The organism is Stenotrophomonas sp. YJH_SMC_21, from assembly GCF_059369555.1.
This window is the reverse complement of the sequence record NZ_JCAFSU010000014.1, coordinates 85,581-109,174: the sequence shown is the minus strand read 5'-3', so window position 1 is coordinate 109,174 and position 23,594 is coordinate 85,581. Positions and strand designations below refer to the sequence as shown.

Genomic DNA, 23,594 nt, shown 5'->3' with positions numbered 1-23,594 from the left:
TACGCTGGCCTGAAGGCCAAGGGCAAAGCGAGCAAGGTGGCGCTCGTGGCGGTCATGCGCAAAATGCTGGTGATCCTCAACGCCCGTAAGCGAGACGCCGAGGTGGCCCTCGGCTGCCCCTGACAAGACAGTTGCTACTGGTATGTGCCGCCCCTGGTCGGCACGCTCCTGATCAGCCCAGCACCGCCAGCACACCCTGGTGGATTGCCAGGCCGCCGAACAGCAGCCAGGCGAACAGAATCAGTGCCAGCAGCAGCGGCTTCAGGCCTGCCTGGCGCAGCGCCGAGACGTGGGTGGTCAGGCCCAGCGCGGCCATCGCCATCGCCAACAGCACCGTGTCCAGCTGCACCAGCCCGGCCTGCAGGCCGGCCGGCAGCAGATGCAGCGAGTTGAAACCGGCCACGGCCACGAAACCGAACGCGAACCACGGCACCACGATGCGCGCCTTGCTGCCATCGGCGCTGGCCTTGCCGCCACGGGCCAGCCACAGTGACAGCGCGATCAGGAACGGCGCCAGCAGCATCACCCGCACCATCTTGGTGATCACCGCCGTGTCAGCTGCCGCTTCGTTGACCGCACGGCCGGCCGCCACCACCTGTGCCACTTCATGCACCGTCGCACCGGTGAACAGGCCGTACTGCCGCGCGTCCATCGCCAGCCAGCCGTGCGACTGCACCAGCGCATACAGCGCCGGGTACAGGAACATCGCCAGCGTGCCGAACACCACCACCGTCGAGACCGCGACGGTGACATGCGCAGCGCGGCCACGCACCACCGGCTCGGCGGCCATCACCGCTGCCGCACCGCAGATCGCGCTGCCAGCGCCGATCAGCATGGCTGCCTCGCGCTCCATCTTGAACACGCGCACGCCCAGCCAGCAGGCGAGGCCGAAGGTACTGGCAACCACCAGCACGTCCATCAGCACGCCAGTGACGCCGACATGGCCGATGTCCTGGAAGGTCAGGCGCAACCCGTACAGCACGATGCCGGCGCGCAGCAGCCAGTGCTTGGAAAAGCCGACACCGGCCGCGCTGCCCGGTGCCAGCCGCGGGTAGAAGGTGTTGCCGACCACGATGCCGGCGACGATCGCCACGGTCAGCGCGCTCAAGCCGTGCGCCTGGAGCCACGGAAGCTCGGCCAGATACAGCGACGCCGCCGCGATCAGGCCTACCAGCACGAGGCCGGGCAGACGCGGCTGCCAGCGTTGGCGCAAGGCGGGCAGGGACCAGGGGGAGAGAGCGGGGGCGTTCATGGCAGGGGCAGGGCTGGAGTGATGGGGCAAGCGTGCGCCCGGAACGATGACCTGTAAAACGAATAATATGGGTGAAACCTACCCATCAAGAAGGTAAGTGCCATGCGCCTGACCTTGCGCCAGCTGCAGGTCTTCGTCGCCATCGCCGACCATGGCAGCACCACCGCTGCCGGCCAGGCCATTGCGCTCTCGCAGTCGGCCAGCAGCGCCGCCCTGCAGGAGCTGGAGGCGCACTTCGGCACCCCGCTGTTCGACCGCATCGGCCGCCGCCTGGCGCTGAACGGGCACGGCCGCGCACTGCTGGAGCCGGCGCGCACCTTGCTGGTCAACGCCGCCGACCTGGAGCGGCAGCTGGCCGCCGGCGGCGACCCATCGCAGGGGGCACCGCTGCGGCTGGTGCTGGCCGCCAGCACCACCATCGGCAATTACCTGCTGCCGCCACGCATCGCCGAACTGCTGCGGCAGGCGCCGCAGGCCGAGGTCGACCTGCGCATCGACAACAGTGCCGGCGTGGTCGCTGCCGTGCAGCGCCTGGACGTGGACGCCGGCCTGATCGAAGGCCCGTGCCACGAGCGCGGCCTGCAGATGACCGCCTGGCAGCAGGACCCACTGGTGATCGTTGCTGCCGCCGATGCCCCCGCCAGCTGGTCGCTGGACGAACTGCGTCGCGCACGCTGGCTGCTGCGCGAGCCCGGCTCCGGCACCCGCGAAGCCGTCGAACAGGCGCTGCTGCCGCACCTGCGTGGCTTCGCCCAGACCCTGCAGCTGGGCAATACCGAAGCAATCAAGCAGGCCGCCATCGCCGGCCTCGGCCTGGCCTGTCTTTCGCGTCACGCGCTGGAAGAGCCATTGGCCCTGGGCCGCCTGCGCGTGCTCGAAACCCCGCTGCCGGCCCTGCAGCGCACGCTGTGGCTGGTACGGCATCCCGGCAAGCAGTGGCTGCCGGGGTTGCAGGCGCTGCTGGGGGACGTGGAATAAGCCATCAGATCCCCAGTCGATTCCAACCATCCCGCCATCCCACAGGAAACCAGCTTTTGACGTTGCCGTTGAAGTTGCCGGCCAGCGGCCGGCACTACCGCGGGTGCCGGGTGCAACCCGGCCGACGCCCCCAACCCGTACAATATCCGGATGCCTCTGATTACTCTGCAGAACGTCGACTTCAGCGTCGGCGGCCCGTTGTTGCTGGAAAAGGCCGAACTGTCGATCGAGCCGGGCGAACGCATCGCCCTGATCGGCCGCAACGGCGCCGGCAAATCCACCCTGCTCAAGCTGCTGTCCGGCGACCACAAGCCCGATGACGGCGAAGTCCGCGTGCAGCAGGGCGTGCGCGTCACCCGCCTGGAGCAGGAAGTGCCGCACGGCGCGGCCGGCTCGGTGTTCGACGTCGTCGCCGACGGCCTTGGCGAGCTGGGCCAGTGGCTGGCCGAATTCCACCACCTCAGCCATGCCGAAGTCTTCGATGGCGAAGCCCTCGGCAACGTGCAGGCCAAGATCGATGCCGCCAACGGCTGGGGCCTGGACCAGCGCGTCAGCGAAACCCTGACCAAGCTCGACCTGGATGGCGAGGCCGAGTTCGGCCGCCTGTCCGGCGGCATGAAGCGCCGCGTGCTGCTCGCCCGCGCGCTGGTGTCCAGCCCCGATGTGCTGCTGCTGGACGAACCGACCAACCACCTGGACATCGAGGCCATCGACTGGCTCGAAGCGTTCCTGAAGGGCTGGAGCGGCAGCGTGGTGTTCGTCACCCATGACCGTCGCTTCCTGCGTGCCCTGGCCACCCGCATCGTCGAGATCGACCGCGGCCAGGTCACCAGCTGGCCAGGCGACTGGGCCAACTACGAGCGCCGCCGCGAAGAGCGCCTCAACGCGCAGGCGCAGGAGAACGCCCGCTTCGACAAGCTGCTGGCGCAGGAAGAAGTCTGGATCCGGCAGGGCATCAAGGCCCGTCGCACCCGCGACGAAGGCCGCGTGCGCCGCCTGAAGGCGATGCGCGTGGAGCGTTCGCAGCGTCGCGACCTCAGCGGCAACGTCAAGATGGAAGCCGCACAGGGCGTCAGTTCCGGCAAGAAGGTCATCGACGTCAAGGACATTTCGTTCGCCTTCGGCGAGCGCACCATGGTCCGCGATTTCACCACCACCATCATGCGCGGCGACCGCATCGGTCTGATCGGTCCCAACGGCAGCGGCAAGACCACGCTGCTCAAGCTGCTGCTGGGCGAACTGCAGCCGGCCAAGGGCGAAGTCAACGCCGGCACCAACCTGCAGATCGCGTATTTCGACCAGTACCGCGCGGTGCTGCGCGAAGACTGGAGCGCGATCGAGAACGTCGCCGAAGGCCGCGATTTCCTCGAGTTCAACGGCAAGCGCAAGCATGTGCATGCCTATCTGCAGGACTTCATGTTCACCCCGGAACGTGCGCGTGCGCCGATTACCCGCCTGTCCGGTGGCGAGCGCAACCGCCTGCTGCTGGCCAAGCTGTTCGCGCAGCCGTCCAACCTGCTGGTGATGGACGAACCGACCAACGACCTTGACGTGGAAACGCTGGAGCTGCTGGAAGAGCTGCTGGGCGAGTACACCGGTACGCTGCTGCTGGTCAGCCACGACCGTGACTTCATCGACAACGTGGTGACCTCCACGCTGGTGATGGAAGGCGACGGCGTGATCGGCGAGTACGTAGGGGGCTACAGCGACTGGCAGCGTTATGCGGCCAGCATCGCAGCGCCTGCCGCGGCCCCTGCCGCCAAGCCGGCGGCCGCTGCGCCGGCCACCCCGGCTACCGCAGCTCCGGCCGCACCCAAGCGCAAGCTGGCCTACAAGGAAGCGCGCGAACTGGAGCAGCTGCCGAAGACCATCGAGAAGCTGGAAGGCGATGTCGAAGGCCTGACCTCGGCGATGAACGACCCGTCGTTCTACACCCGCAGCAGCGCCGAAGTGACCGCGCACACCCAGCAGCTGGCGAAGGTGCAGGCCGAGCTGGATGCCGCTTACGCGCGCTGGGAAGAGCTGGAAGGCTGAGTATCGGTCGGCGCCAGCAGTGCGCCGATTGATCGAGTCGGGAATCAGTAGATCCACGCCATGCGTGGATGGTGGCATCAGTGCGGACCAAGGTCCGCACCCACCGAAGCCGGTTACACCTCCGTACGGACCAACGGTCCGCACCTACCAATCAACGATCCGCACCCACCGGGGCCTGCGGTCATTTGACCCCGTGCAGATCCCGCAGCTGGCTCGGCCGGCTGCCGAAATACGCCGCCAGATCGGCGATGTCCTGATCACTCAGGTCCTTCGCCTGTGGCGTCATCAACATGTGCTGGCGGTCACCGGCGCGGTAGGCCTGCAGCGCATGCGCCAGGTAGTCACCGTACTGCCCACCCAGCTTCGGATAGGTCGGATCGATCGGCGCATTGCCATCGGCCCCGTGGCAGTCGATGCAGCTCTGGTTGGTGGCCTTGCCCTTCACCTTGGCGCGGGCTTCACCGGCGGCCTCGCGACCTGCAGGCAGGCCAGCCGAAGAAGAAGAGCCGTGTTCGCCACTGGCATGGCCCGGGTCGGCGGCGGATTTCTCGCTGTTTTCCACCTGCGACTGTGAACAGGCCGCCAGCAGCAGGGCAACGGACAGGGCGATGGCGTGACGCAGCGGATGCGCGGCTTTCGACATGGGCGGGCCTTACTTGACGGTGGACAGGTAAACAGAGAGATCGGCGATCTCCTGTTCGCTGAAACTCATCGACTGCGCCTGCATCGTCGGATGCCGGCGCTTGCCCTGGCGGTACTCGGTCAGGGCCTGGGCCAGGTACTGCTGGGTCTGGCCGCCGATCTTCGGCACCCGGTAGCTGGGGTAGGCGTTCTTGTAGCCGGTGATGCCGTGGCACCCCTGGCAGGTGTAGGCCAGCACGCGGCCATTGTCGAAGTTGCCGGTGGGCGCGGCAGGCGCCGGCGCGGCGGCAGGAGCCGGGGCCGGAGCGGGTGTGGCAGGAGCAGGAGCGGGCTGTGCGGCGGCCCCAAGGGGCAGGAGGACGGCCAGAGCGAGACAAGCGGCGAGCGGCTGCGGGCGCATGGTGTCGTTTCCGGGGATTCGGGTCTGGTCGTTCCGGCGTGGGGTACGGAACGCCCCGAGTATAGCCTCAGGTTTCATCTAGCTGAAATGGGGTCGGGCCGACCAGCGGCGTGAAGACACCATGACCTTTGGGATATGGTGTTGCCGTGAAGTGGTGCATTACTTTGCTACCACACCTGTCCACGCATCCTCCAGGGACCTGACGATGTCGCACCCAACCTTCCCGTCCGGCCGTCGCAGCGGAATCTGCGCTGCCGCACTGCTGATCTCCACCTCCCTGTTGCTGGGCGGTTGCGCCGCAGGGCCCAATTCCGAAGCCAAGGCCGCCGAGACCAAGGAGGAGAAGAAGGTCGATGCGGTCCCGGTCGAAGTGGCCGTGGCCAGCCATCGCGCGGTCGCGGCCAGTTACACAGGCACCGCCGCGCTGGAACCACGCGCCGAGTCGCAGGTGGTGGCCAAGACCTCCGGTGTGGCGCTGGCGGTGCTGGTCGAGGAAGGCCAGCGGGTCACCGCCGGCCAGCCGCTGGTGCGCCTGGACCCGGACCGCGCACGCCTGGCCGTAGCCCAGAGCGAAGCGCAGATGCGCAAGCTGGAAAACAACTACCAGCGTGCACAGAAACTGGTTGGCCAGCAGATGGTCAGTGCTGCCGATGTCGATCAGCTGCGCTTTGATCTGGAAAACGTCCGTGCGCAGTACCGCCTGGCCACGCTGGAACTGTCCTACACCACGGTGGTGGCACCGATCTCCGGCGTGATCGCATCGCGCTCGATCAAGACCGGCAACTTCGTGCAGATCAACACGCCGATCTTCCGCATCGTCGACAACTCGCGCCTGGAAGCCACCCTCAACGTGCCCGAACGGGAGCTGGCCACGCTGCGTGCCGGCCAGCCGGTGACGTTGGCCGCCGATGCGCTGCCGGGCCAGAGCTTCACCGGCACCGTCGATCGCATCGCGCCCGTGGTGGATTCGGGCAGCGGCACGTTTCGCGTGGTCAGCGCCTTCGATGGCGCCGCGCACGCGCTGCAGCCCGGCATGTTCGGGCGCATCCGCATCGATTACGACCAGCGTGCCGATGCGCTCGTGGTGCCGCGCCTGGCGCTGCTCGACGACGGTGAGCCGGCGGTGTTCCGGGTGCGCGAAGGCAAGGTCGCACGCGTTCCGGTCAAGCTGGGTTACGCCGAGGGCCCGTGGGTGGAGATCCGTGATGGCCTGGCGGCCGGTGATCAGGTGGTCACCGCCGGCAAGGTCGCGCTGCGCGACGGTACCGCGGTGCAGGTGATCGCCGATCCGAAGGCAAAGGCGAAGACGGTCGCAGCGGCCGCCAAGCCGGCAGACAAGGCCGGGAGCAAGCAATGACCGCCCCGGGCCACGACCACGGTGCCTCGCCGGCGAGCGATGGCGCCGCCGCCGGCATGCGCGGCGGCCTGGTGGAATTCGCCACCCGCCGCCGCGTGACCATCGCCATGTGCACGGTCACCCTGCTGCTGTTCGGCCTGATCGCGCTGGGCAACCTCAAGGTCAACCTGTTGCCCGACCTGAGCTACCCGACGCTGACCGTGCGCACCGAGTACACCGGTTCGGCGCCGACCGAAATCGAAACCCTGATCACCCAGCCGGTCGAAGAGGCGGTCGGCGTGGTCAAGAACCTGCGCAAGCTGAAGTCGGTCTCGCGCACCGGCCAGAGCGACGTGGTGCTGGAGTTCGCCTGGGGCACCAACATGGACCAGGCCAGCCTGGAGGTGCGTGACAAGATGGAAGCGCTGAACCTGCCACTGGAGGCCAAGGCCCCGGTGCTGCTGCGCTTCAATCCGTCCACCGAGCCGATCATGCGCCTGGTGCTGTCGAACAAGGTGGCGCCGACCAGCGATGCCGATGCGGTCCGCGAGCTGACCGGCCTGCGCCGCTATGCCGATGAAGACCTGAAGAAGAAGCTGGAGCCGGTTGCCGGCGTGGCAGCGGTCAAGGTCGGCGGCGGCCTGGAAGATGAAATCCAGGTCGACATCGACCAGCAGAAGCTGGCACAGCTGAACCTGCCGATCGACACCGTCATCAAGCGCCTGAAGGACGAGAACATCAACATCTCCGGCGGTCGCCTGGAGGAGGGGTCGCAGCGCTTCCTGGTGCGCACCGTCAACCAGTTCGCCGACCTGGAGGAGATCCGCAACCTGCTGGTCACCACCCAGGGCTCGAACGGAAGTGCAGCCGACTCGGCATTGCAGCAGATGTTCAACATCGCCGCGTCGACCGGTTCGGCCGCAGCCATCGCGGCGGCTTCGGCGGCGCAGAGCGCATCGTCCGGTGGTGGCTCCAGCGTAGTCGCCAACGGTGTTCCGGTGCGCCTGAAGGACGTGGCCACCGTTCGCCAGGGCTACAAGGAACGCGAAGCGGTGATCCGCCTGGGCGGCAAGGAATCGGTTGAACTGGCCATCTACAAGGAAGGCGACGCCAACACGGTTTCCACCGCCGAAGCGCTGCGCAAGCGCCTGGAGCAGATCAAGGGCACGTTCCCGTCCGACGTCGAGATGACCACCATCGAGGACCAGTCGCGCTTCATCGAGCACGCCATCGCCGACGTCAAGAAGGATGCTGTGATCGGTGGCCTGCTGGCGATCCTGATCATCTTCCTGTTCCTGCGTGATGGCTGGAGCACGTTCGTGATCAGCCTGTCGTTGCCGGTCTCGATCATCGCCACGTTCTTCTTCATGGGCCAGCTCGGCCTCAGCTTGAACGTGATGTCGCTGGGCGGCCTGGCATTGGCCACCGGCCTGGTGGTGGACGACTCGATCGTGGTGCTGGAGAGCATTGCCAAGGCCCGCGAGCGTGGCCTGGGCATCCTGCAGGCAGCGATCGTCGGTACCCGCGAAGTGAGCATGGCGGTGGTTGCCTCGACCCTGACCACCATCGCCGTGTTCCTGCCGCTGGTGTTCGTCGATGGCATCGCCGGCCAGCTGTTCCGCGACCAGGCATTGACCGTGGCGATCGCCATCGCGATCTCGCTGCTGGTGTCGATGACGCTGATTCCGATGCTGAGCTCGCTGAAGGGCCGGCCGCCGCTGGCATTCCCGGAAGAGGCGCCGAACGAACCGTGGCAGCCGCAGAACCGCTGGCAGAAGCCGGTGGCGCTGGGCCGTCGTGGTGCCGTCGCAACCGCGCGCTGGAGCTTCTATGCGCTGGCCTGGCTGGTCGTACGTGCGTGGCGGGGCGTCGTGGCAGTGGTCGGCCCGGTGATGCGCAAGGCCAGCGACCTGGCAATGAAGCCCTACGCCGGTGCCGAGCGCGGCTATCTGCGCCTGTTGCCGAGCGCGCTGGCCCATCCGGGCAAGGTGCTCGGCGTGGCCACGATCATCTTCGTGGCGACCATGGCGCTGGTGCCGATGCTCGGTGCCGACCTGATCCCGCAGCTGGCGCAGGACCGTTTCGAGATGACGGTGAAGCTGCCGGCCGGCACACCGCTCAAGCAGACCGATGCGCTGGTGCGTGAGCTGCAGCTGGCGCATGGCAAGGGTGAAGGCGTGGCCTCGCTGTACGGCGTCAGTGGCAGCGGCACCCGCCTGGATGCCAGCCCGACCGAGAGCGGCGAGAACATCGGCAAGCTGACCGTAGTGATGGAAGGCGGTGGCAATGCACGCACTGAAGCCGAGATCACCGAGCGCCTGCGCAACAGCATGGGCCAGCATCCGGGGGCACAGGTCGACTTCGCGCGGCCGGCGTTGTTCAGCTTCTCCACGCCGCTGGAAATCGAGCTGCGCGGGCAGGACATGGCGACCCTGGAAGTGGCTGGCCAGCGCCTGGCGGCGATGCTGCGTGGCAATGCGCACTACGCCGACGTGAAGTCCACGGTGGAAGAGGGCTTCCCGGAAATCCAGATCCGCTTCGACCAGGAACGTGCCGGTGCGCTGGGCCTGACCACCCGCCAGATCGCCGACGTGGTGGTGAAGAAGGTGCGTGGCGACGTGGCCACCCGCTACAGCTTCCGCGACCGCAAGATCGACGTGCTGGTGCGTGCCCAGGAAGGCGACCGCGCCAGCGTGGAGAGCATCCGCCGGTTGATCGTCAATCCGGGCAGCTCCCGGCCGGTCACGCTGGATGCGGTGGCCGACGTGGTTGCCACCACTGGCCCCAGCGAGATCCATCGCGCCGACCAGACCCGCGTTGCGGTGGTCTCGGCCAACCTGCGCGACATCGACCTCGGCGCGGCCATGCGCGAAGTGCAGCAGATGGTGGCCGAACAGCCGCTGGGCGCGGGTGTCGGCCTGCACATCGGTGGCCAGGGCGAGGAACTGGCGCAGGCGGCGAAGTCGCTGATCTTCGCCTTCGGCCTGGCGATCTTCCTGGTCTACCTGGTGATGGCCTCGCAGTTCGAATCGCTGCTGCATCCGTTCGTGATCCTGTTCACCATCCCGCTGGCGCTGGTCGGCGCGATCCTGGCACTGATGCTGACCGGCAAGCCCATCTCGGTGGTGGTGTTCATCGGCCTGATCCTGCTGGTCGGCCTGGTCACCAAGAACGCGATCATCCTGATCGACAAGGTCAACCAGCTGCGCGAGGCCGGCGTGGCCAAGCACGAGGCCCTGGTGGAAGGTGCACGCTCGCGCCTGCGGCCGATCATCATGACCACGCTGTGCACGCTGTTCGGCTTCCTGCCGCTGGCGGTGGCGATGGGCGAGGGCGCCGAAGTACGCGCGCCGATGGCGATCACCGTGATCGGTGGCCTGCTGGTGTCGACCCTGCTGACCCTGCTGGTGATCCCGGTGGTCTATGACCTGATGGACCGCCGTGGTGACGCCTACTACCGCGAGCGTGGCCGCAAGCACGCCGGCGAGATCGAGCCGGGCGCAGCAGGCAGCGCGGCGGGTGCGGAGGAGCCGGCATGAGTGTTGCCGAGTTCTCCATCCGCCGCCCGGTCACCACCATCATGTGCTTCGTGTCACTGGTGGTGATCGGCCTGATCGCCTCGTTCCGGTTGCCGCTGGAAGCGTTGCCGGACATTTCCGCGCCCTTCCTGTTCGTGCAGATTCCGTACACCGGTTCAACCCCGGAGGAAGTGGAGCGGACCATCATCCGCCCGGTGGAGGAATCGCTGGCGACGATGACCGGCATCAAGCGCATGCGCTCGTCGGCCACCTCCGAGGCGGCGCTGATCTTCATCGAGTTCAGCGACTGGGACCGCGACATCGCCATCGCCGCCTCCGATGCACGCGAACGCATCGACGCGATCCGCAGCGATCTGCCCGACGACCTGCAGCGCTACAACGTGTTCAAGTGGTCCAGCAGCGACCAGCCGGTGCTGAAGGTGCGCCTGGCCAGCACCAGCGACCTGACCACCGCTTACGACATGCTCGACCGCGAGTTCAAGCGGCGCATCGAGCGTATCCCCGGCGTGGCCCGCGTCGACATTACCGGCGCGCCGCCGAACGAGGTGGAGATCGCCATTGATCCGAACCGGCTCAACGCGCATGGGCTGAGCATCAACGAGCTGAGTGACCGCCTGCGCACGCTGAACTTCTCGATCTCGGCCGGGCAGATCGACGACAACGGCCAGCGCGTGCGCGTGCAGCCGGTGGGCGAGATCACCGACCTGCAGGAAATGCGCGACCTGGTGATCAACGCCAAGGGCCTGCGCCTGGGCGACATCGCCGACGTGCGCCTGAAGCCGGCGCGGATGAACTACGGGCGCCGCCTGGACGGCAACCCGGCGGTCGGGCTGGATATCTTCAAGGAGCGCAGTGCCAATCTGGTGGAGGTATCGCGCGCGGCGCTGGCCGAGGTTGAAGCGATCCGTGCCGAAGCGTCGATGCGCGACGTCCAGATCAAGGTGATCGACAACCAGGGCAAGGCGGTGACCTCCTCGCTGCTGGAACTGGCCGAGGCCGGTGCGGTCGGCCTGATCCTGTCGATCACGGTGCTGTTCTTCTTCCTGCGCCATTGGCCGTCCACGCTGATGGTGACCCTGGCCATTCCGATCTGCTTCACCATCACCCTGGGTTTCATGTACTTCGTCGGGGTGACGCTGAACATCCTGACCATGATGGGCCTGCTGTTGGCGGTGGGCATGCTGGTCGACAACGCCGTGGTGGTGGTGGAGAGCATCTACCAGGAGCGCGAGCGCATGCCGGGACAGCCGCGCCTGGCCTCGATCATCGGCACCCGCAACGTGGCCATCGCGCTCAGCGCTGGCACCTTGTGCCACTGCATCGTGTTCGTGCCGAACCTGTTTGGCGAGACCAACAACATCAGCATCTTCATGGCGCAGATCGCGATCACCATCTCGGTCTCGCTGCTGGCCTCGTGGCTGGTCGCGGTCAGCCTGATCCCGATGCTGTCCGCGCGCATGGCCACGCCCAAGCTGGTGCACTCGCAGACCGGCCTGATCGCGCGGCTGCAGCGCCGCTACGCCAGGCTGCTGGACTGGTCACTGCACCATCGCGGCTGGAGCCTGCTCGGCATCGTGCTGGTGGTGCTGGTCAGCCTGGTGCCGATGAAGCTGACCAAGGTCGACATGTTCGGAGGGGATGGCGGCAAGGACATCTTCATCGGCTACATGTGGAAGGGCGCCTACACCTATCGGCAGATGTCCGAGGAAGTGGCGCGCGTGGAGAACTGGATCGACGCCAACCGCGAGCGCCTGCACGTCAAGCAGGTGTACTCCTGGTACAGCGAGCAGGAAGGCAGCTCGACCGTGGTCACCCTGGACGAGAAGTACGCCAAGGACATCAAGGCGCTGCAGGAAGAGCTGCGCAAGGGCCTGCCGAAGTCGGCCCGCACCGACTACTTCGTTGGCAACCAGGGCGGTGATGGCGGCGGTGGCGGCAACCAGGGCGTGCAGGTGCAGCTGGTGGGCGACTCCAGTTCGATGCTGCAGGAGATCGGCCAGGAAGTGGTGCCGCTGCTGGCCCAGCGTGCCGAGCTGCGCGACGTGCGCATCGATAACGGCGAGAAGGGCGGCGAGCTGAAGGTGCGCGTCGACCGTGAGCGTGCCGCCGCATTCGGCTTCAATGCCGAGCAGGTCGCCAGCTTCGTCGGCCTGGCCCTGCGCGGTGCGCCGATGCGCGAGTTCCGCCGCGGCGACAATGAAGTACCGGTATGGGTGCGCTTCGCTGGCGCCGAGCAGAGCAGCCCGGAAGACCTGGCCGGCTTCAGCGTGCGCACCGGCGACGGTCGCAGCGTGCCACTGCTGAGCCTGGTCACCGTTGACGTCGGTTCATCGGCAACCCAGATCGGTCGCACCAACCGCCAGACCACGCTGACCATCAAGGCCAACCTGGCCGAGAAGGTCACCGCGCCGGATGGCCGCAAGGCGATGGAGTCCGTGCTCAAGCCGATGAATTTCCCGGCCGGCTATGGCTTCACCTTCGATGGCGGCGACTACGGCAACGACGACGAAGCGATGCAGCAGATGGTGTTCAACCTGCTGATCGCGCTGGTGATGATCTACGTGGTGATGGCGGCGGTGTTCGAGTCGCTGCTGTTCCCGGCGGCGATCATGAGCGGCGTGCTGTTCTCGATCTTCGGTGTGTTCTGGCTGTTCTGGATCACCGGCACCTCGTTCGGGATCATGTCCTTCATCGGCATCCTGGTGCTGATGGGCGTGGTGGTGAACAACGGCATCGTGATGATCGAGCACATCAACAACCTGCGGCGCGGCGGCATGGGACGCACGCAGGCGCTGGTGGAGGGCTCACGCGAGCGATTGCGCCCGATCATGATGACGATGGGCACGGCGATCCTGGCGATGGTGCCGATCTCGCTGACCAACACGCAGATGTTCGGCAACGGCCCGGAGTACGCGCCGATGGCGCGCGCGATTGCCGGCGGCCTGGCGTTCTCCACGGTGGTCAGCCTGCTGTTCCTGCCGACGATCTATGCGGTGCTGGATGACCTGCGCAATGCCGTGACGCGGTTGATCCGCCGCGCGCGTGGAGTGGAAATGGTAGAGCCGGGCGCTGCCCGGCTGTAATGCACATCAACGTGTTGTGGTGTGGGGGAGGCCGGTCGTAGTGGGGCGGCCTCCCCCTTTTTTTGCCGGGCATGGCGTGCCAACCAAGGTTGGCACCTACCAGAGCGCAGTCGAGCTTGGCTCGACGCTACACGGAACCATCAACCCGCCACCTTGCCCCACACCTTGAAGGTGGTCAGCCACAGGCCGAGCATGCTGCCGATGTTGGTCAGCATGAACGTCAGCACCACGCGCGTGACCCGATTGCGGTACCAGCCCTTCAGGCTCTGCGCGTCGTCGCGCAGCTTCAGGAAGTCTTCGTACGCCGGCTTGCGCAGGCGCGCTTCCACCAGCGCCGAGAACGCGCCGGTCGGGATGCTCAGGCGGAACGGCTTGAACGGGGCCACCGCGATCGCGGTGAGGATGCTCAGCGGGTGACCGCCTGCCAGCAGGCAGCCCAGGCCCGCCAGGCCGCCGGTATACATCGCCCAGGTCGCCAGCAGTTCGGTGCCCACGCCGAGGCCGCCGCGGTAGAAGCCCACGCCGATGCCGGTCGCCACGATGGCCAGGATGCCCAGCGTGAACCACGGAATGTTGCGCTTCTTCGGCACCGCCTCCAGCTCGGCGCGCAGCGGTGCCGGTGCCTCGGTGTCGGTTTCCAGGTAACGCGCCAGGCCTGCCAGGTGACCCGCACCGACAACCGCCAGCACTTCACGCTGCTGCGGGTTGTGTTCCTCGCGCAGGCGCGTGGCCATGTAGCGGTCGCGCTCGCCGATGATGGTCTCGTACAGTGCCGGGCTCTCGCTGGCGAACTCGCCGAAGCTCGATTCCAGCATGTCGCCCTGCTTGAGCTTCTCGATCTCATTCTCGCCCACCTCCTCGGACGAGAACAGACCGGCGCCGAGACCGGCAACCAGCTTCAGCTTGCCGAAGAAACCCAACCGCTGTGAGGCGCGGCGGAAGGTCAGGCCGACCTCGCGGTCGATCAGGTGCACCGGCAGGTCGCGTTCGCGCGCCAGTTCCACCGCGCGCTTCAGTTCCGCGCCCGGCTCGATGTCGAGCTGTTCGGCCAGGCGGCGCTGATAGGCGGACAGTGCCAGGTTGGCGGCGAACAGGGCGACGCGGCCCTTGCGGATCACCTCGACCAGGTCGAGCTTGGCCAGCGTGTCCGGGTCGCTCAGCGCCTGCAGGCGCTGCGGGTCCAGTTCAACGGCCACCGCGTCGAAGCGACCGCTGTCGATGGCTTTCTCCACCGCCTCGACGCTGGCGCGTGAGACATGGGCGGTGCCCAGCAGGGTGTAGCGCACGCCGTCGCGTTCAACAACGCGTACCGGCTGGCCGGCGAACAGGTCGTCGCCGGTCTCGGGAAGGGTTTCGGTCATGGGTTCATTCATTGGAAGGTGCAGTGTCGGCGCCATCGCCGAGCGCGCGCTGCATCTGCACGGTATCCAGCCAGCGGCCATGCTTGCGGCCGAGGCCACGGAACACGCCGACCAGCTCGAAGCCGAAGCGTTCGTGCAGCTTGATTGAAGCGGTATTGGTCGGTTCGCCGATCACCGCCACCATCTGCCGGTAGCCACGCGCCACGCAGGCGTCGATCAACGCCTGCAGCAGGCCGGTGCCGACGCCCTTGCCCTGGAACGCGGCATCGACGTAGACCGAGTTTTCCACGGTCCACTGGTAGGCAACGCGGGTGCGGTAGGTGTTGGCGTAGGCATAGCCGGCCACCTGGCCGTCAATCTCGGCGACCAGGTAGGGGAAGCCGCGGTCGATGATGTCGCGCATGCGGCGCAGCATCTCGGACGCGTCCGGGATGTCGTACTCGTAAGTGTTGACGAAGTCGGTCACTTCCACCGCGTAGATCGCGGTGATCGCGGCGATGTCGGCCGGACCGGCATCACGGATGAGGACGGCCATGCGCGGACTCCGGCTCAGTCGATGTAGCGCTTGAGCAGGTCGCCGTAGGCATCGATGCGGCGGTCGCGCAGGAACGGCCAGATGCGGCGCACATGCTCGCTGCGCTGCAGGTCGACATCGCACAGCAGAACCGTGGCATCGGTGCCGGCTTCGGCCAGGAACTCGCCCTGCGGGCCCAGCACGTGGCTGTTGCCCCAGAACTGGATGCCGGAGGCGCCCAGCGGCGAGGCCTCGTGGCCGACGCGGTTGCAGCTCAGCACCGGCAGGCCGTTGGCCACGGCGTGGCCGCGGTGGCTCAGCACCCAGGCGTCGCGCTGGCGGGTCTTCTCGTCCTGCACGTCGTCCGGGTCCCAGCCGATTGCGGTCGGGTAGAGCAGCAGTTCGGCACCGGCCAGCGCCATCAGGCGCGCCGCTTCCGGGTACCACTGGTCCCAGCACACCAGCACGCCAAGGCGACCCACCGAGGTATCGATCGGCTTGAAGCCGATGTCGCCCGGGGTGAAGTAGAACTTCTCGTAGAAGCCCGGGTCGTCCGGAATATGCATCTTGCGGTACTTGCCGAGCAGCGTGCCGTCCTTCTCGAACACCACGGCGGTGTTGTGGTACAGGCCGGCGGCGCGGCGCTCGAACAGCGAGCCGACCAGCACCACGCCATGCTGCTTCGCCAGCGCGCCCAGGCGCTCGGTGCTGGGGCCCGGAATCGGCTCGGCCAGGTCGAATTCGTCCACCGATTCGTGCTGGCAGAAGTACGGACCGTTATGCAGTTCCTGCAGCAGCACCAGCTTGGCACCCTGCGCAGCCGCCTCGGCCACGCGTGCTTCGATCACCGCCAGGTTGGCGGCGGCATCACCGTGGTTGCGCTCCTGGATCAGGGCGACGGTAAGGGGGCTGCGCGAGTTCATGCGGGGCGTTCCTGCGGGGGAAAACCAGCATGTTAGCGCGGATGGACGGCGACGGCGTGTCGCGCGCTGAATGGCTGCGATCGGTAGTGCCGGCCGCGGGCCGGCAATCCCGTGGATCCATCAGGCAGTGCGGGGTTGCCGGCCAGCGGCCGGCACTACCGTCATGCCTTCAACAGCCCTTCCGGCAGCTGCATGGTGATGCAGTGCAGGCTGCCGTTCTGCCAGATCAGCGAGCGGCAGGGCACCTGCACGATCTCGCGGCCCGGGTGCGCCTGGGCCAGCACATCGCGGGCCAGGTCGTCGGCCGGGTCGCCATAGGCAGGCATCAGCACCGCACCATTGACGATCAGGTAGTTGGCGTACGACGCAGCCAGGCGGCGGCCTTCGTCGATCACCGGCTGTGCCCACGGCAGCGGGAACAAGCGGTACGGCTGCCCATCCTTGGTGCGCAGTGCGGCCAGCTCGTTGCCCATCGCCTGCAGTTCGGCGAAGTGCGAGTCGCTCTCGTCGTCACAGGCCTGGTAGACGATGCTGTCGGCCGAGGCGAAGCGGGCGAGGGTGTCGATGTGCGCGTCGGTGTCGTCGCCTTCCAGGTAGCCGTGGTCCAGCCACAGCACGCGGTCCTGCTGCAGCCAGTCGGCCAGGTCGGCGCTCAGGCTGGCGCGGTCGCGGTCCGGATGGCGCTCGTGCAGGCACTTCCAGGTGGTCAGCAGGGTGCCTTCGCCATCGGTCTCGATGCCGCCGCCTTCCAGCGCGAACGGGATGCTGCGCACCGGCGCGTCGTTGAACACGCCGGCGTGGTCCAGCACGCCCACCAGCTGGTCATCCAGGGTGGCGTCGAACTTGCCGCCCCAGCCGGTGAAGCGGAAATCCAGCAGCTGGAAACCGCCGTCGGCACGGCGCAGGGTGATCGGGCCGGAGTCGCGCAGCCAGGTATCGTCGTAGGCGGCCGTGGTGAAGTGGACCTTGTCCATGTCGATGCGGTTGGAGCGCAGCCGCATTTCGGCATAGGTCTCCACATCGTCGTCGGCCACGCAGATCAGCACCGGCTGGAAGCGGGTGATGGCCGCGACCAGGGCGATGTAGGTCTCTTCCACCTGGCCCAGGCGGTCGGCCCAGTCGGTGTCGGCGGTGGGCCAGGCAATCAGGACGCCGCTCTGGGCTTCCCACTCGGCAGGAAAACGAAGGGTCTGGTTCATGGTCTCGCTACACAGGCCCGCCCACGGCGGGTAAAGGGATCAACGGATCGGCGGTTTCGGGCCGATTTCGTTCGGGTCCGCCTGGTTGGCCACCACGTCGATCACCTTCTGCTTCTCGAAGTAGACGGTGAACTGCGGGTACACCCAGCGGTTGATGGTCGGCCATTGCCGCTTCTGCCCGCCACGCGGCTGCAGCTGTTCGCTCGGCGCGCCGAACTGCGCCTGTACCTGCTGCATGCTCTGGCCGCGCACGGGCAGGGCACCGGCCGGCTTCTCGCGGGCGCGGTCGACAAGCAGGGTATCGGCCAGCGCCGGTGTGGCGGCGGCCAGGGTGGCCATCACGGCCAGGGCGGACAGGTAACGCTTCATCTCGATCTACTCCCCAGTGGTCAAGAAAGGCGATTACAGCAAAATCAGCAGGAAAAAGCCGCATAAACAAAAAACCGCCCGAAGGCGGTTTCTTGCATCGGGTCGGCCCCGCGTAGGGCCAGCCGCAGCCGTGAAGGCTGTTGGGCTTAGCGCTGACGCGCCTTGAAACGCGGGTTCGACTTGCAGATGACGAAGATCTTGCCGCGACGACGGACGACCTTGCAGTCGCGGTGACGGGCCTTCGCCGACTTCAGGGAGGACAGGACTTTCATGGCATACCTCGGCGTAAACAGTAGTTGTTCGGGTGGAGCGTGGCCGCGATATGCGAAAGACAATCGGCAGTTGACGCTCGTTCAAGCCCGCCATTCTACCGGGCTTTTCCTCGTGGTTTCAAGTGGTTGCACAAAAGATCCCGCTGGGGGTGTCTGGCAGGGGCTAGAATGACCCCTTCACACGCTCTGGGAACCCCATGAATCCACTCGCTCCCGTCCTGACCATCGACGGCCCTTCCGGGGCCGGCAAGGGTACCATCAGCCGCATCATCGCGCGCCGGATGGGCTGGCATTACCTGGATTCGGGGGCGCTGTACCGCGCGGTGGGCGTGGCCGCGAGCTGGGCCGACATCGACACCTCTGACGCCTCGGCGCTGGTGCGCTGCACCTTCGACACCCATGTTCAGTTTGTTGAACAGGGCGAGTCGATGCGGGTCATGGTCAACGGCACCGATGCCACCGACGAGCTGCGCCTGGAGACCACCGGCGCGCTGGCCTCGGCCATTGCCGCAATTCCTGAGGTCCGGGCCGCCCTGAAGGAGCGCCAGCGCGCATTCAGGGAGCTGCCCGGCCTGGTCGCCGATGGCCGCGACATGGGTACGGTGATCTTCAAGGACGCCCCCTACAAGGTCTTCCTGACCGCCAGTGCCGAGGAGCGCGCCGAGCGCCGGCATAAGCAGTTGAAAGACAAGGGGGTTTCTGTTAACTTTGATGACCTCCTGCGCGAGATCATGGCCCGCGACGCCCGTGATGCCCAGCGTACCGTGGCGCCCCTGAAGCCGGCAGACGATGCTGTCCTCATCGACACCACAGGCATCGGCATCGATGATGTCGTTGCCCGAGTGATGGATCTGCTTCCGGTTCCGGCTGCCTGATCCGTTCGCGCGGGAGCACTGCCAGCTGCATCGGTGGTGGTCGCGCAAAGCAGTGCTGTACCAGCTCCGTCGCGCAATGATGCGTGGCGGTTTTCCTACTACACACGACCTGCGTTTCCGGGGTCGACCAACAGGCGGGCGGTCGCCATTCCCCTGAAGGGGACGCCACCGACCCATGTGTCCAACAGAGTAAATCTAATGACCGAATCATTTGCCGAACTGTTTGAAGCCAGCCAGGCCAACCTGGCCAAGCTGAAGCCGGGCGCCATCGTCAGCGGTACCGTTGTTGAAGTCCGCGGCGACGTCGTGGTGATCAACGCTGGCCTGAAGTCCGAAGGCATCGTGCCGATCGAACAGTTCCGTAACGACGCTGGCGAAATCGACGTCGCCGAAGGCGACATCGTCAAGGTCGCCCTCGACTCGATCGAGAACGGCTTCGGCGAAACCGTCCTGTCGCGCGAGAAGGCCAAGCGCGCGATGGTGTGGGACGAGCTGGAAGAAGCGTTGGAAAAGAACGAAACCATCACCGGCCGCATCAGCGGCAAGGTCAAGGGTGGTTTCACCGTGGACATCAAGGATGTCCGCGCCTTCCTGCCGGGTTCCCTGGTCGATGTGCGCCCGGTGCGCGATCCGGCCTACCTGGAAGGCAAGGAACTCGAGTTCAAGCTCATCAAGCTGGACCGCAAGCGTAACAACGTCGTGGTCTCGCGCCGCGCTGTCGTCGAAAGCGAGCACTCGGAAGAGCGCGAGCAGCTGATGGACAAGCTGCAGGAAGGCGCGATCCTGAAGGGTGTCGTCAAGAACCTGACCGATTACGGCGCGTTCGTGGACCTGGGCGGCATCGACGGCCTGCTGCACATCACCGACATGGCGTGGAAGCGCGTGCGTCACCCGTCGGAAGTCGTGAACGTCGGCGACGAGCTGGACGTCCGCGTGCTGAAGTTCGACCGCGAGCGCAACCGCGTTTCGCTGGGCCTGAAGCAGCTGGGCGAGGATCCGTGGGACAACATCGGCCGTCGTTACCCGGCCAACAGCCGCGTCTTCGGCAAGGTCTCCAACGTCACCGATTACGGTGCGTTCGTTGAGATCGAGCCGGGCGTCGAAGGCCTGGTGCACGTCTCCGAGATGGATTGGACCAACAAGAACGTCAACCCGTCCAAGGTTGTGCAGGTTGGTGACGAAGTCGAAGTGATGGTGCTGGACGTCGATGAAGAGCGTCGCCGTATCTCGCTGGGCATGAAGCAGGTTGCCGCCAATCCGTGGGAAACCTTCGCTGCCACCCACAAGAAGGGTGACAAGGTGTCGGGCCAGATCAAGTCGATCACCGACTTCGGCATCTTCATCGGCCTGGACGGCGGCATCGACGGCCTGGTCCACCTGTCCGACATCAGCTGGAACACCACCGGCGAAGACGTCGTTCGCAACTTCAAGAAGGGCGATACCCTGGACGCCGTCGTCCTGGCTGTCGATCCGGAGCGCGAGCGCATCTCCCTGGGCGTGAAGCAGCTGGAGCAGGATCCGTTCGGCCAGTACATGGCTGCCAATCCGAAGGGCTCCAAGGTCGAAGGCGTGGTGAAGGAAGTCGACGCCAAGGGCGCGATCATCGAGCTGGCTGACGGCATCGAGGGTTACGTTTCGGCTCGCGACATCGCCAACGAGCGCGTTGACGACGCCACCCAGCACCTGAAGGTCGGCGACAAGATCGAAGCCAAGTTCGTGGGCATGGACCGCAAGGGCCGCACCCTGCAGCTGTCGATCAAGGCCAAGGACGACGCGGAAATGCGCGAAGTGCTGGAGGAATACCAGTCCTCTTCGGCTTCCAGCGGCACCACCCAGCTGGGCGCGCTGCTGCGTGCACAGCTGAACGGCAACAAGTCCGAGTAATCGGCCTTACGCTGTTTGTTGTTTCCTGGACGGCCCGGGCTTCTGCCCGGGCCGTTTCAGGCTGAGATGCCCCTGATGTGAGCCGGTGATGACCAAATCCGAACTGATCGAAATCCTTGCGCGCCGCCAGGCGCACCTGAAGGCCGATGATGTCGATCTGGCGGTGAAGTCGTTGCTGGAAATGATGGGCGGATCGCTGTCCGCCGGGGATCGCATCGAAATCCGTGGTTTTGGCAGCTTCTCGCTGCACTATCGTCCGCCGCGCCTGGGTCGCAACCCGAAGACCGGCGAATCGGTTGCCCTGCCGGGCAAGCACGTCCCCCATTTCAAGCCGGGCAAGGAACTGCGCGAGCGGGTCAGCAGTGTGCTGCCGCTGGACGCCGATCCGGCCTGAGCCCCGTCGCGCCACCGCGTGCGAATCCAGCCGCGGGTCGGATAAGCTACGGACTCCTGCCACTGGAGCTGTCGCATGAAGGTCTTTCGTCTGCTGGTCCTGCTGGCGGTCCTGATCCTTGGGCTGATCATTGGTGCGGTCAACATGACCGCGATGTCGATCAACCTGCTTTTCACTCAATTGCACACCTCGGTGGGCGTGGCGCTGATCGCTGCACTGCTGGTGGGTGTCGTGGTCGGTGCCGGCCTGGTACTGGTGAGCGTGGTCATTCCGCTCTACAGCCAGCTGCGCCGTGCCAACAAGTCCGTGGCGGCAACGCCGGCCGCGGGTGTTTCCCCCCAATCTTTTGATGGACGCTGATCGAAGATGGATTTCGTCACCGAGTGGCTTTGGTTTTTCCTGTTCGTTCCGCTGGCCGCACTGGCCGGGTGGGTGATCGGCCGGCGCGGTGGCCAGCGCCACGGTGACAACCAGGTCAGCCGCCTGTCCAGCACCTACTTCCGTGGCCTGAACTACCTGCTCAACGAGCAGCCGGACAAGGCCATCGAACTGTTCCTGCACATCGCCGAGCTGGACAAGGAAACCTTCGAGACCCAGGTCGCGCTGGGCCACCTGTTCCGCCGCCGCGGTGAAGTCGACCGCGCCATCCGCCTGCACCAGGGGCTGGTCAACCGCCACGACCTGAGCGACGCGCAGCGCGTGCAGGCCCTGCTGGCGCTGGGCGAGGACTATATGAAGTCCGGCCTGCTGGACCGTGCAGAGACCGTGTTCACCGAACTGGCGCAGCTGGACCAGCGCGCCCCGCAGGCGCTCAAGCACCTGATCGGCATCTACCAGGCTGAGCGTGACTGGGAAAAGGCGATCGACAACGCCACCCGCTTCGAAGACGTCACCGGCGAGCCGATGGGCAAGCTGATCGGGCAGTTCGAGTGCGAACTGGCCGAACGTTTCCGCGGCGCCGGCAAGCTGGAAGAGGCGAGGGCAGCGATTGCCCGGGCCTACCAGGCCGATGCGATGTCGGTGCGTGCCGGCATCATTGAGGGTCGCCTGGAAACCGATGCCGGCAATCCGGAAGCGGCCGTGCGCGCCTTCGAGCGCGCCGCGCGCAACGATCCGGAGTACCTGCCGGAGCTGCTGCCGGCGCTGATGCAGAACTATCGCAAGGTGGGCGATCTGGCAGGCGCACGTGCGTTCCTGTCGGAAATGACCGAGCACTACCGTGGCATCGCCCCGGTGCTGGCCCTGACCCGGCTGATGGAAGAGCAGGAGGGTGTGGCTCCGGCCCGAGCCTACCTTGGCCGCCAGCTCAAGGATCGTCCGTCGGTGCGTGGCGAATCGGCGCTGATCGACCTGACCCTGGCCGAGGGCGCCGATTCCACGGCGACCCTGCATGACCTCAAGCACATCACCGACCAGCTGCTGGTGCGCAATCCCGCTTACCGCTGCACCCGTTGCGGGTTCGGTGCACGCACCCACCACTGGCAGTGCCCGAGCTGCAAGGAATGGGGCACGGTCAAGCCACTGCTGAACTACGCGGTGCTCTGATCCATGCCGTGGCTCGTGATGGGCGCGCTGCTGGGGCTGGCCCTGCTGAGTGCGGGGTTGACCTGGGCGGCACGGGGTTATGCCCTGCGCCAGCAACTGGTGGACCACCCCGGCGAGCGTCGCAGCCATAGCGTGGCAACGCCGCGCGGTGGTGGCATCGCCATCGTCATCAGCCTGCTGGTCACCGCCGGTGCAGCGATGTGGGTCTGGCCTGAATCGATACCGAGCCTGCTGGTGGCCAGCCTGGGCCTGGTGCTGGTGGCGGGCATCGGCTGGTGGGACGACCACCGGCCGTTGCCGGCCATGCGCCGCCTGCTGGTGCACTTCATTGCCGCCGCGCTGCTGGCCGCCCTGGTCAAGGTGCATGGTGGAAGCTGGTTGCTGGCCGGGCTGGTGCTGGTATTCACCGCCTCGTTGATCAACATCTGGAACTTCATGGATGGCATCAACGGTATTGCCGCCAGCCAGGCCATTGTTGTTGCGCTGGGCCTGGCGCCGGTGCTGCCGTGGCCGTATTCGCTGGCCGCGGTGGCGCTGGGCCTGGCCTGCCTGGGCTTCCTGCCGTTCAATTTCCCACGGGCCCGGATCTTCATGGGTGATGTCGGAAGTGGCGCGCTGGGCTATGCAGTCGCCGTCGTCCTGGCGATCGCTGCGGTGCGTACCGATATCAACTGGATCCTGCTGCTGGTGCCGGCTTCGGCGTTCCTCGTGGACGCGGGCTTCACACTGGCGGCGCGCATCATCTCCGGACAACGCTGGATGGAACCCCATACCCAGCACGTCTACCAGCGGGCGGTGCAGGCAGGAGCCAGCCACGCTCAGGTGACAGGGATGTACTTTGCTTTGGGCATGTTCAGTATTACAGTGCTTAATGTCTGCTCCAATTTGCAGCCGAGGTGGGAGGCTGTCCTGGCGGTCGCGTGGTTTCTCGCGCTGAGCGTCCTCTGGATCCTCCTGCGCAATGGATTGCGTCACCGACAAGGAAATACCTGAC

20 protein-coding genes and 1 pseudogene are annotated in these 23,594 nt (G+C 66.3%); 12 read left to right on the top strand and 9 right to left on the bottom strand.

Features of this window, described 5'->3' with window-relative positions; all coding sequences use genetic code 11:
• Positions 1 to 123 (top strand): annotated as a pseudogene (locus AC5P67_RS16435) (IS110 family transposase); the annotation flags it as partial.
• Positions 124 to 172: 49 nt separating this feature from the next.
• On the opposite strand, the gene AC5P67_RS16430 reads toward AC5P67_RS16435, so the two are convergent.
• Positions 173 to 1,252 (bottom strand): YeiH family protein, encoded by a 1,080-nt coding sequence (locus AC5P67_RS16430; RefSeq protein WP_012479937.1) that lies wholly within the window; start codon positions 1,250 to 1,252, stop codon positions 173 to 175.
• A 102-nt stretch (positions 1,253 to 1,354) separates the two neighbouring features.
• Between AC5P67_RS16430 and AC5P67_RS16425 the strand changes: the two genes are divergently transcribed.
• The gene (locus tag AC5P67_RS16425) at positions 1,355 to 2,230 is read left to right on the top strand and encodes a LysR family transcriptional regulator (protein ID WP_099490225.1); all 876 of its coding nucleotides are present in this window, start codon (positions 1,355 to 1,357) and stop codon (positions 2,228 to 2,230) included.
• 150 nt (positions 2,231 to 2,380) lie between these two features.
• Positions 2,381 to 4,264 carry an ATP-binding cassette domain-containing protein gene (locus AC5P67_RS16420; RefSeq protein ID WP_005409272.1) on the top strand — a complete coding sequence of 628 codons (1,884 nt, stop codon included), beginning with the start codon at positions 2,381 to 2,383 and terminating at the stop codon, positions 4,262 to 4,264.
• A 181-nt stretch (positions 4,265 to 4,445) separates the two neighbouring features.
• On the opposite strand, the gene AC5P67_RS16415 is transcribed toward AC5P67_RS16420, so the two are convergent.
• Both AC5P67_RS16415 and AC5P67_RS16410 read right to left on the bottom strand, forming a co-directional pair.
• Positions 4,446 to 4,907: a c-type cytochrome gene (locus AC5P67_RS16415; protein ID WP_005409273.1), complete on the bottom strand. Its 462-nt coding sequence runs from the start codon at positions 4,905 to 4,907 to the stop codon at positions 4,446 to 4,448.
• A 9-nt stretch (positions 4,908 to 4,916) separates the two neighbouring features.
• On the bottom strand, positions 4,917 to 5,306 hold the full coding sequence (locus AC5P67_RS16410) for a c-type cytochrome (RefSeq protein ID WP_005413034.1): 390 nt from the start codon (positions 5,304 to 5,306) through the stop codon (positions 4,917 to 4,919).
• A gap of 205 nt (positions 5,307 to 5,511) precedes the next feature.
• Here AC5P67_RS16410 and AC5P67_RS16405 point away from each other — a divergent pair, with 205 nt between their 5' ends.
• Genes AC5P67_RS16405 through AC5P67_RS16395 form a run of 3 tightly spaced genes read left to right on the top strand, consistent with a single transcriptional unit; the run spans position 5,512 to position 13,264 of the window.
• Positions 5,512 to 6,663: an efflux RND transporter periplasmic adaptor subunit gene (locus tag AC5P67_RS16405; protein ID WP_005413036.1), complete on the top strand. Its 1,152-nt coding sequence runs from the start codon at positions 5,512 to 5,514 to the stop codon at positions 6,661 to 6,663.
• Complete coding sequence (locus tag AC5P67_RS16400) at positions 6,660 to 10,181, top strand: efflux RND transporter permease subunit (protein ID WP_162792548.1); 3,522 nt, start codon at positions 6,660 to 6,662, stop codon at positions 10,179 to 10,181. Before AC5P67_RS16405 ends, AC5P67_RS16400 begins: the two co-directional genes overlap by 4 nt.
• The gene (locus AC5P67_RS16395) at positions 10,178 to 13,264 is read left to right on the top strand and encodes an efflux RND transporter permease subunit (protein ID WP_024958283.1); all 3,087 of its coding nucleotides are present in this window, start codon (positions 10,178 to 10,180) and stop codon (positions 13,262 to 13,264) included. The genes AC5P67_RS16400 and AC5P67_RS16395 overlap by 4 nt, the downstream gene beginning before the upstream one ends.
• Positions 13,265 to 13,404: 140 nt before the next feature.
• Here AC5P67_RS16395 and AC5P67_RS16390 read toward each other — a convergent pair whose 3' ends face one another.
• The 6 genes from AC5P67_RS16390 to ykgO form a co-directional block, all read right to left on the bottom strand.
• Complete coding sequence (locus tag AC5P67_RS16390; protein ID WP_005409278.1) at positions 13,405 to 14,625, bottom strand: TraB/GumN family protein; 1,221 nt, start codon at positions 14,623 to 14,625, stop codon at positions 13,405 to 13,407.
• Between the two features lie 4 nt (positions 14,626 to 14,629).
• Entirely contained in the window at positions 14,630 to 15,160 is a 531-nt protein-coding gene (locus AC5P67_RS16385; RefSeq protein WP_005409279.1) for a GNAT family N-acetyltransferase, read from the bottom strand.
• A 14-nt stretch (positions 15,161 to 15,174) separates the two neighbouring features.
• Positions 15,175 to 16,062 (bottom strand): carbon-nitrogen hydrolase, encoded by an 888-nt coding sequence (locus tag AC5P67_RS16380; protein WP_049397762.1) that lies wholly within the window; start codon positions 16,060 to 16,062, stop codon positions 15,175 to 15,177.
• Positions 16,063 to 16,223: 161 nt separating this feature from the next.
• The gene (locus AC5P67_RS16375; RefSeq protein WP_049397761.1) at positions 16,224 to 17,261 is read right to left on the bottom strand and encodes an agmatine deiminase family protein; all 1,038 of its coding nucleotides are present in this window, start codon (positions 17,259 to 17,261) and stop codon (positions 16,224 to 16,226) included.
• A 39-nt stretch (positions 17,262 to 17,300) separates the two neighbouring features.
• Positions 17,301 to 17,600 (bottom strand): hypothetical protein, encoded by a 300-nt coding sequence (locus AC5P67_RS16370; RefSeq protein ID WP_227837998.1) that lies wholly within the window; start codon positions 17,598 to 17,600, stop codon positions 17,301 to 17,303.
• Positions 17,601 to 17,776: 176 nt separating this feature from the next.
• On the bottom strand, positions 17,777 to 17,902 hold the full coding sequence (gene ykgO, locus AC5P67_RS16365; RefSeq protein ID WP_005409283.1) for a type B 50S ribosomal protein L36: 126 nt from the start codon (positions 17,900 to 17,902) through the stop codon (positions 17,777 to 17,779).
• Between the two features lie 197 nt (positions 17,903 to 18,099).
• Here ykgO and cmk point away from each other — a divergent pair, with 197 nt between their 5' ends.
• The 6 genes from cmk (at position 18,100) to AC5P67_RS16335 (ending at position 23,593) form a co-directional block, all read left to right on the top strand.
• Entirely contained in the window at positions 18,100 to 18,777 is a 678-nt protein-coding gene (gene cmk / locus AC5P67_RS16360; protein ID WP_005409284.1) for a (d)CMP kinase, read from the top strand.
• A gap of 198 nt (positions 18,778 to 18,975) precedes the next feature.
• A complete protein-coding gene (rpsA, locus tag AC5P67_RS16355) occupies positions 18,976 to 20,661 on the top strand; it encodes a 30S ribosomal protein S1 (protein WP_005409285.1) in 1,686 nt (561 codons plus the stop codon).
• Positions 20,662 to 20,749: 88 nt separating this feature from the next.
• Positions 20,750 to 21,055 (top strand): integration host factor subunit beta, encoded by a 306-nt coding sequence (locus tag AC5P67_RS16350; RefSeq protein WP_005409286.1) that lies wholly within the window; start codon positions 20,750 to 20,752, stop codon positions 21,053 to 21,055.
• 75 nt (positions 21,056 to 21,130) lie between these two features.
• Complete coding sequence (locus tag AC5P67_RS16345; protein WP_005409287.1) at positions 21,131 to 21,415, top strand: lipopolysaccharide assembly protein LapA domain-containing protein; 285 nt, start codon at positions 21,131 to 21,133, stop codon at positions 21,413 to 21,415.
• A gap of 6 nt (positions 21,416 to 21,421) precedes the next feature.
• The gene (gene lapB, locus AC5P67_RS16340; RefSeq protein WP_005409288.1) at positions 21,422 to 22,600 is read left to right on the top strand and encodes a lipopolysaccharide assembly protein LapB; all 1,179 of its coding nucleotides are present in this window, start codon (positions 21,422 to 21,424) and stop codon (positions 22,598 to 22,600) included.
• A gap of 3 nt (positions 22,601 to 22,603) precedes the next feature.
• Positions 22,604 to 23,593, top strand: a complete 990-nt coding sequence (locus AC5P67_RS16335) for an MraY family glycosyltransferase (protein WP_495214926.1) — start codon at positions 22,604 to 22,606, stop codon at positions 23,591 to 23,593.
• Position 23,594: the final 1 nt, after the last annotated feature.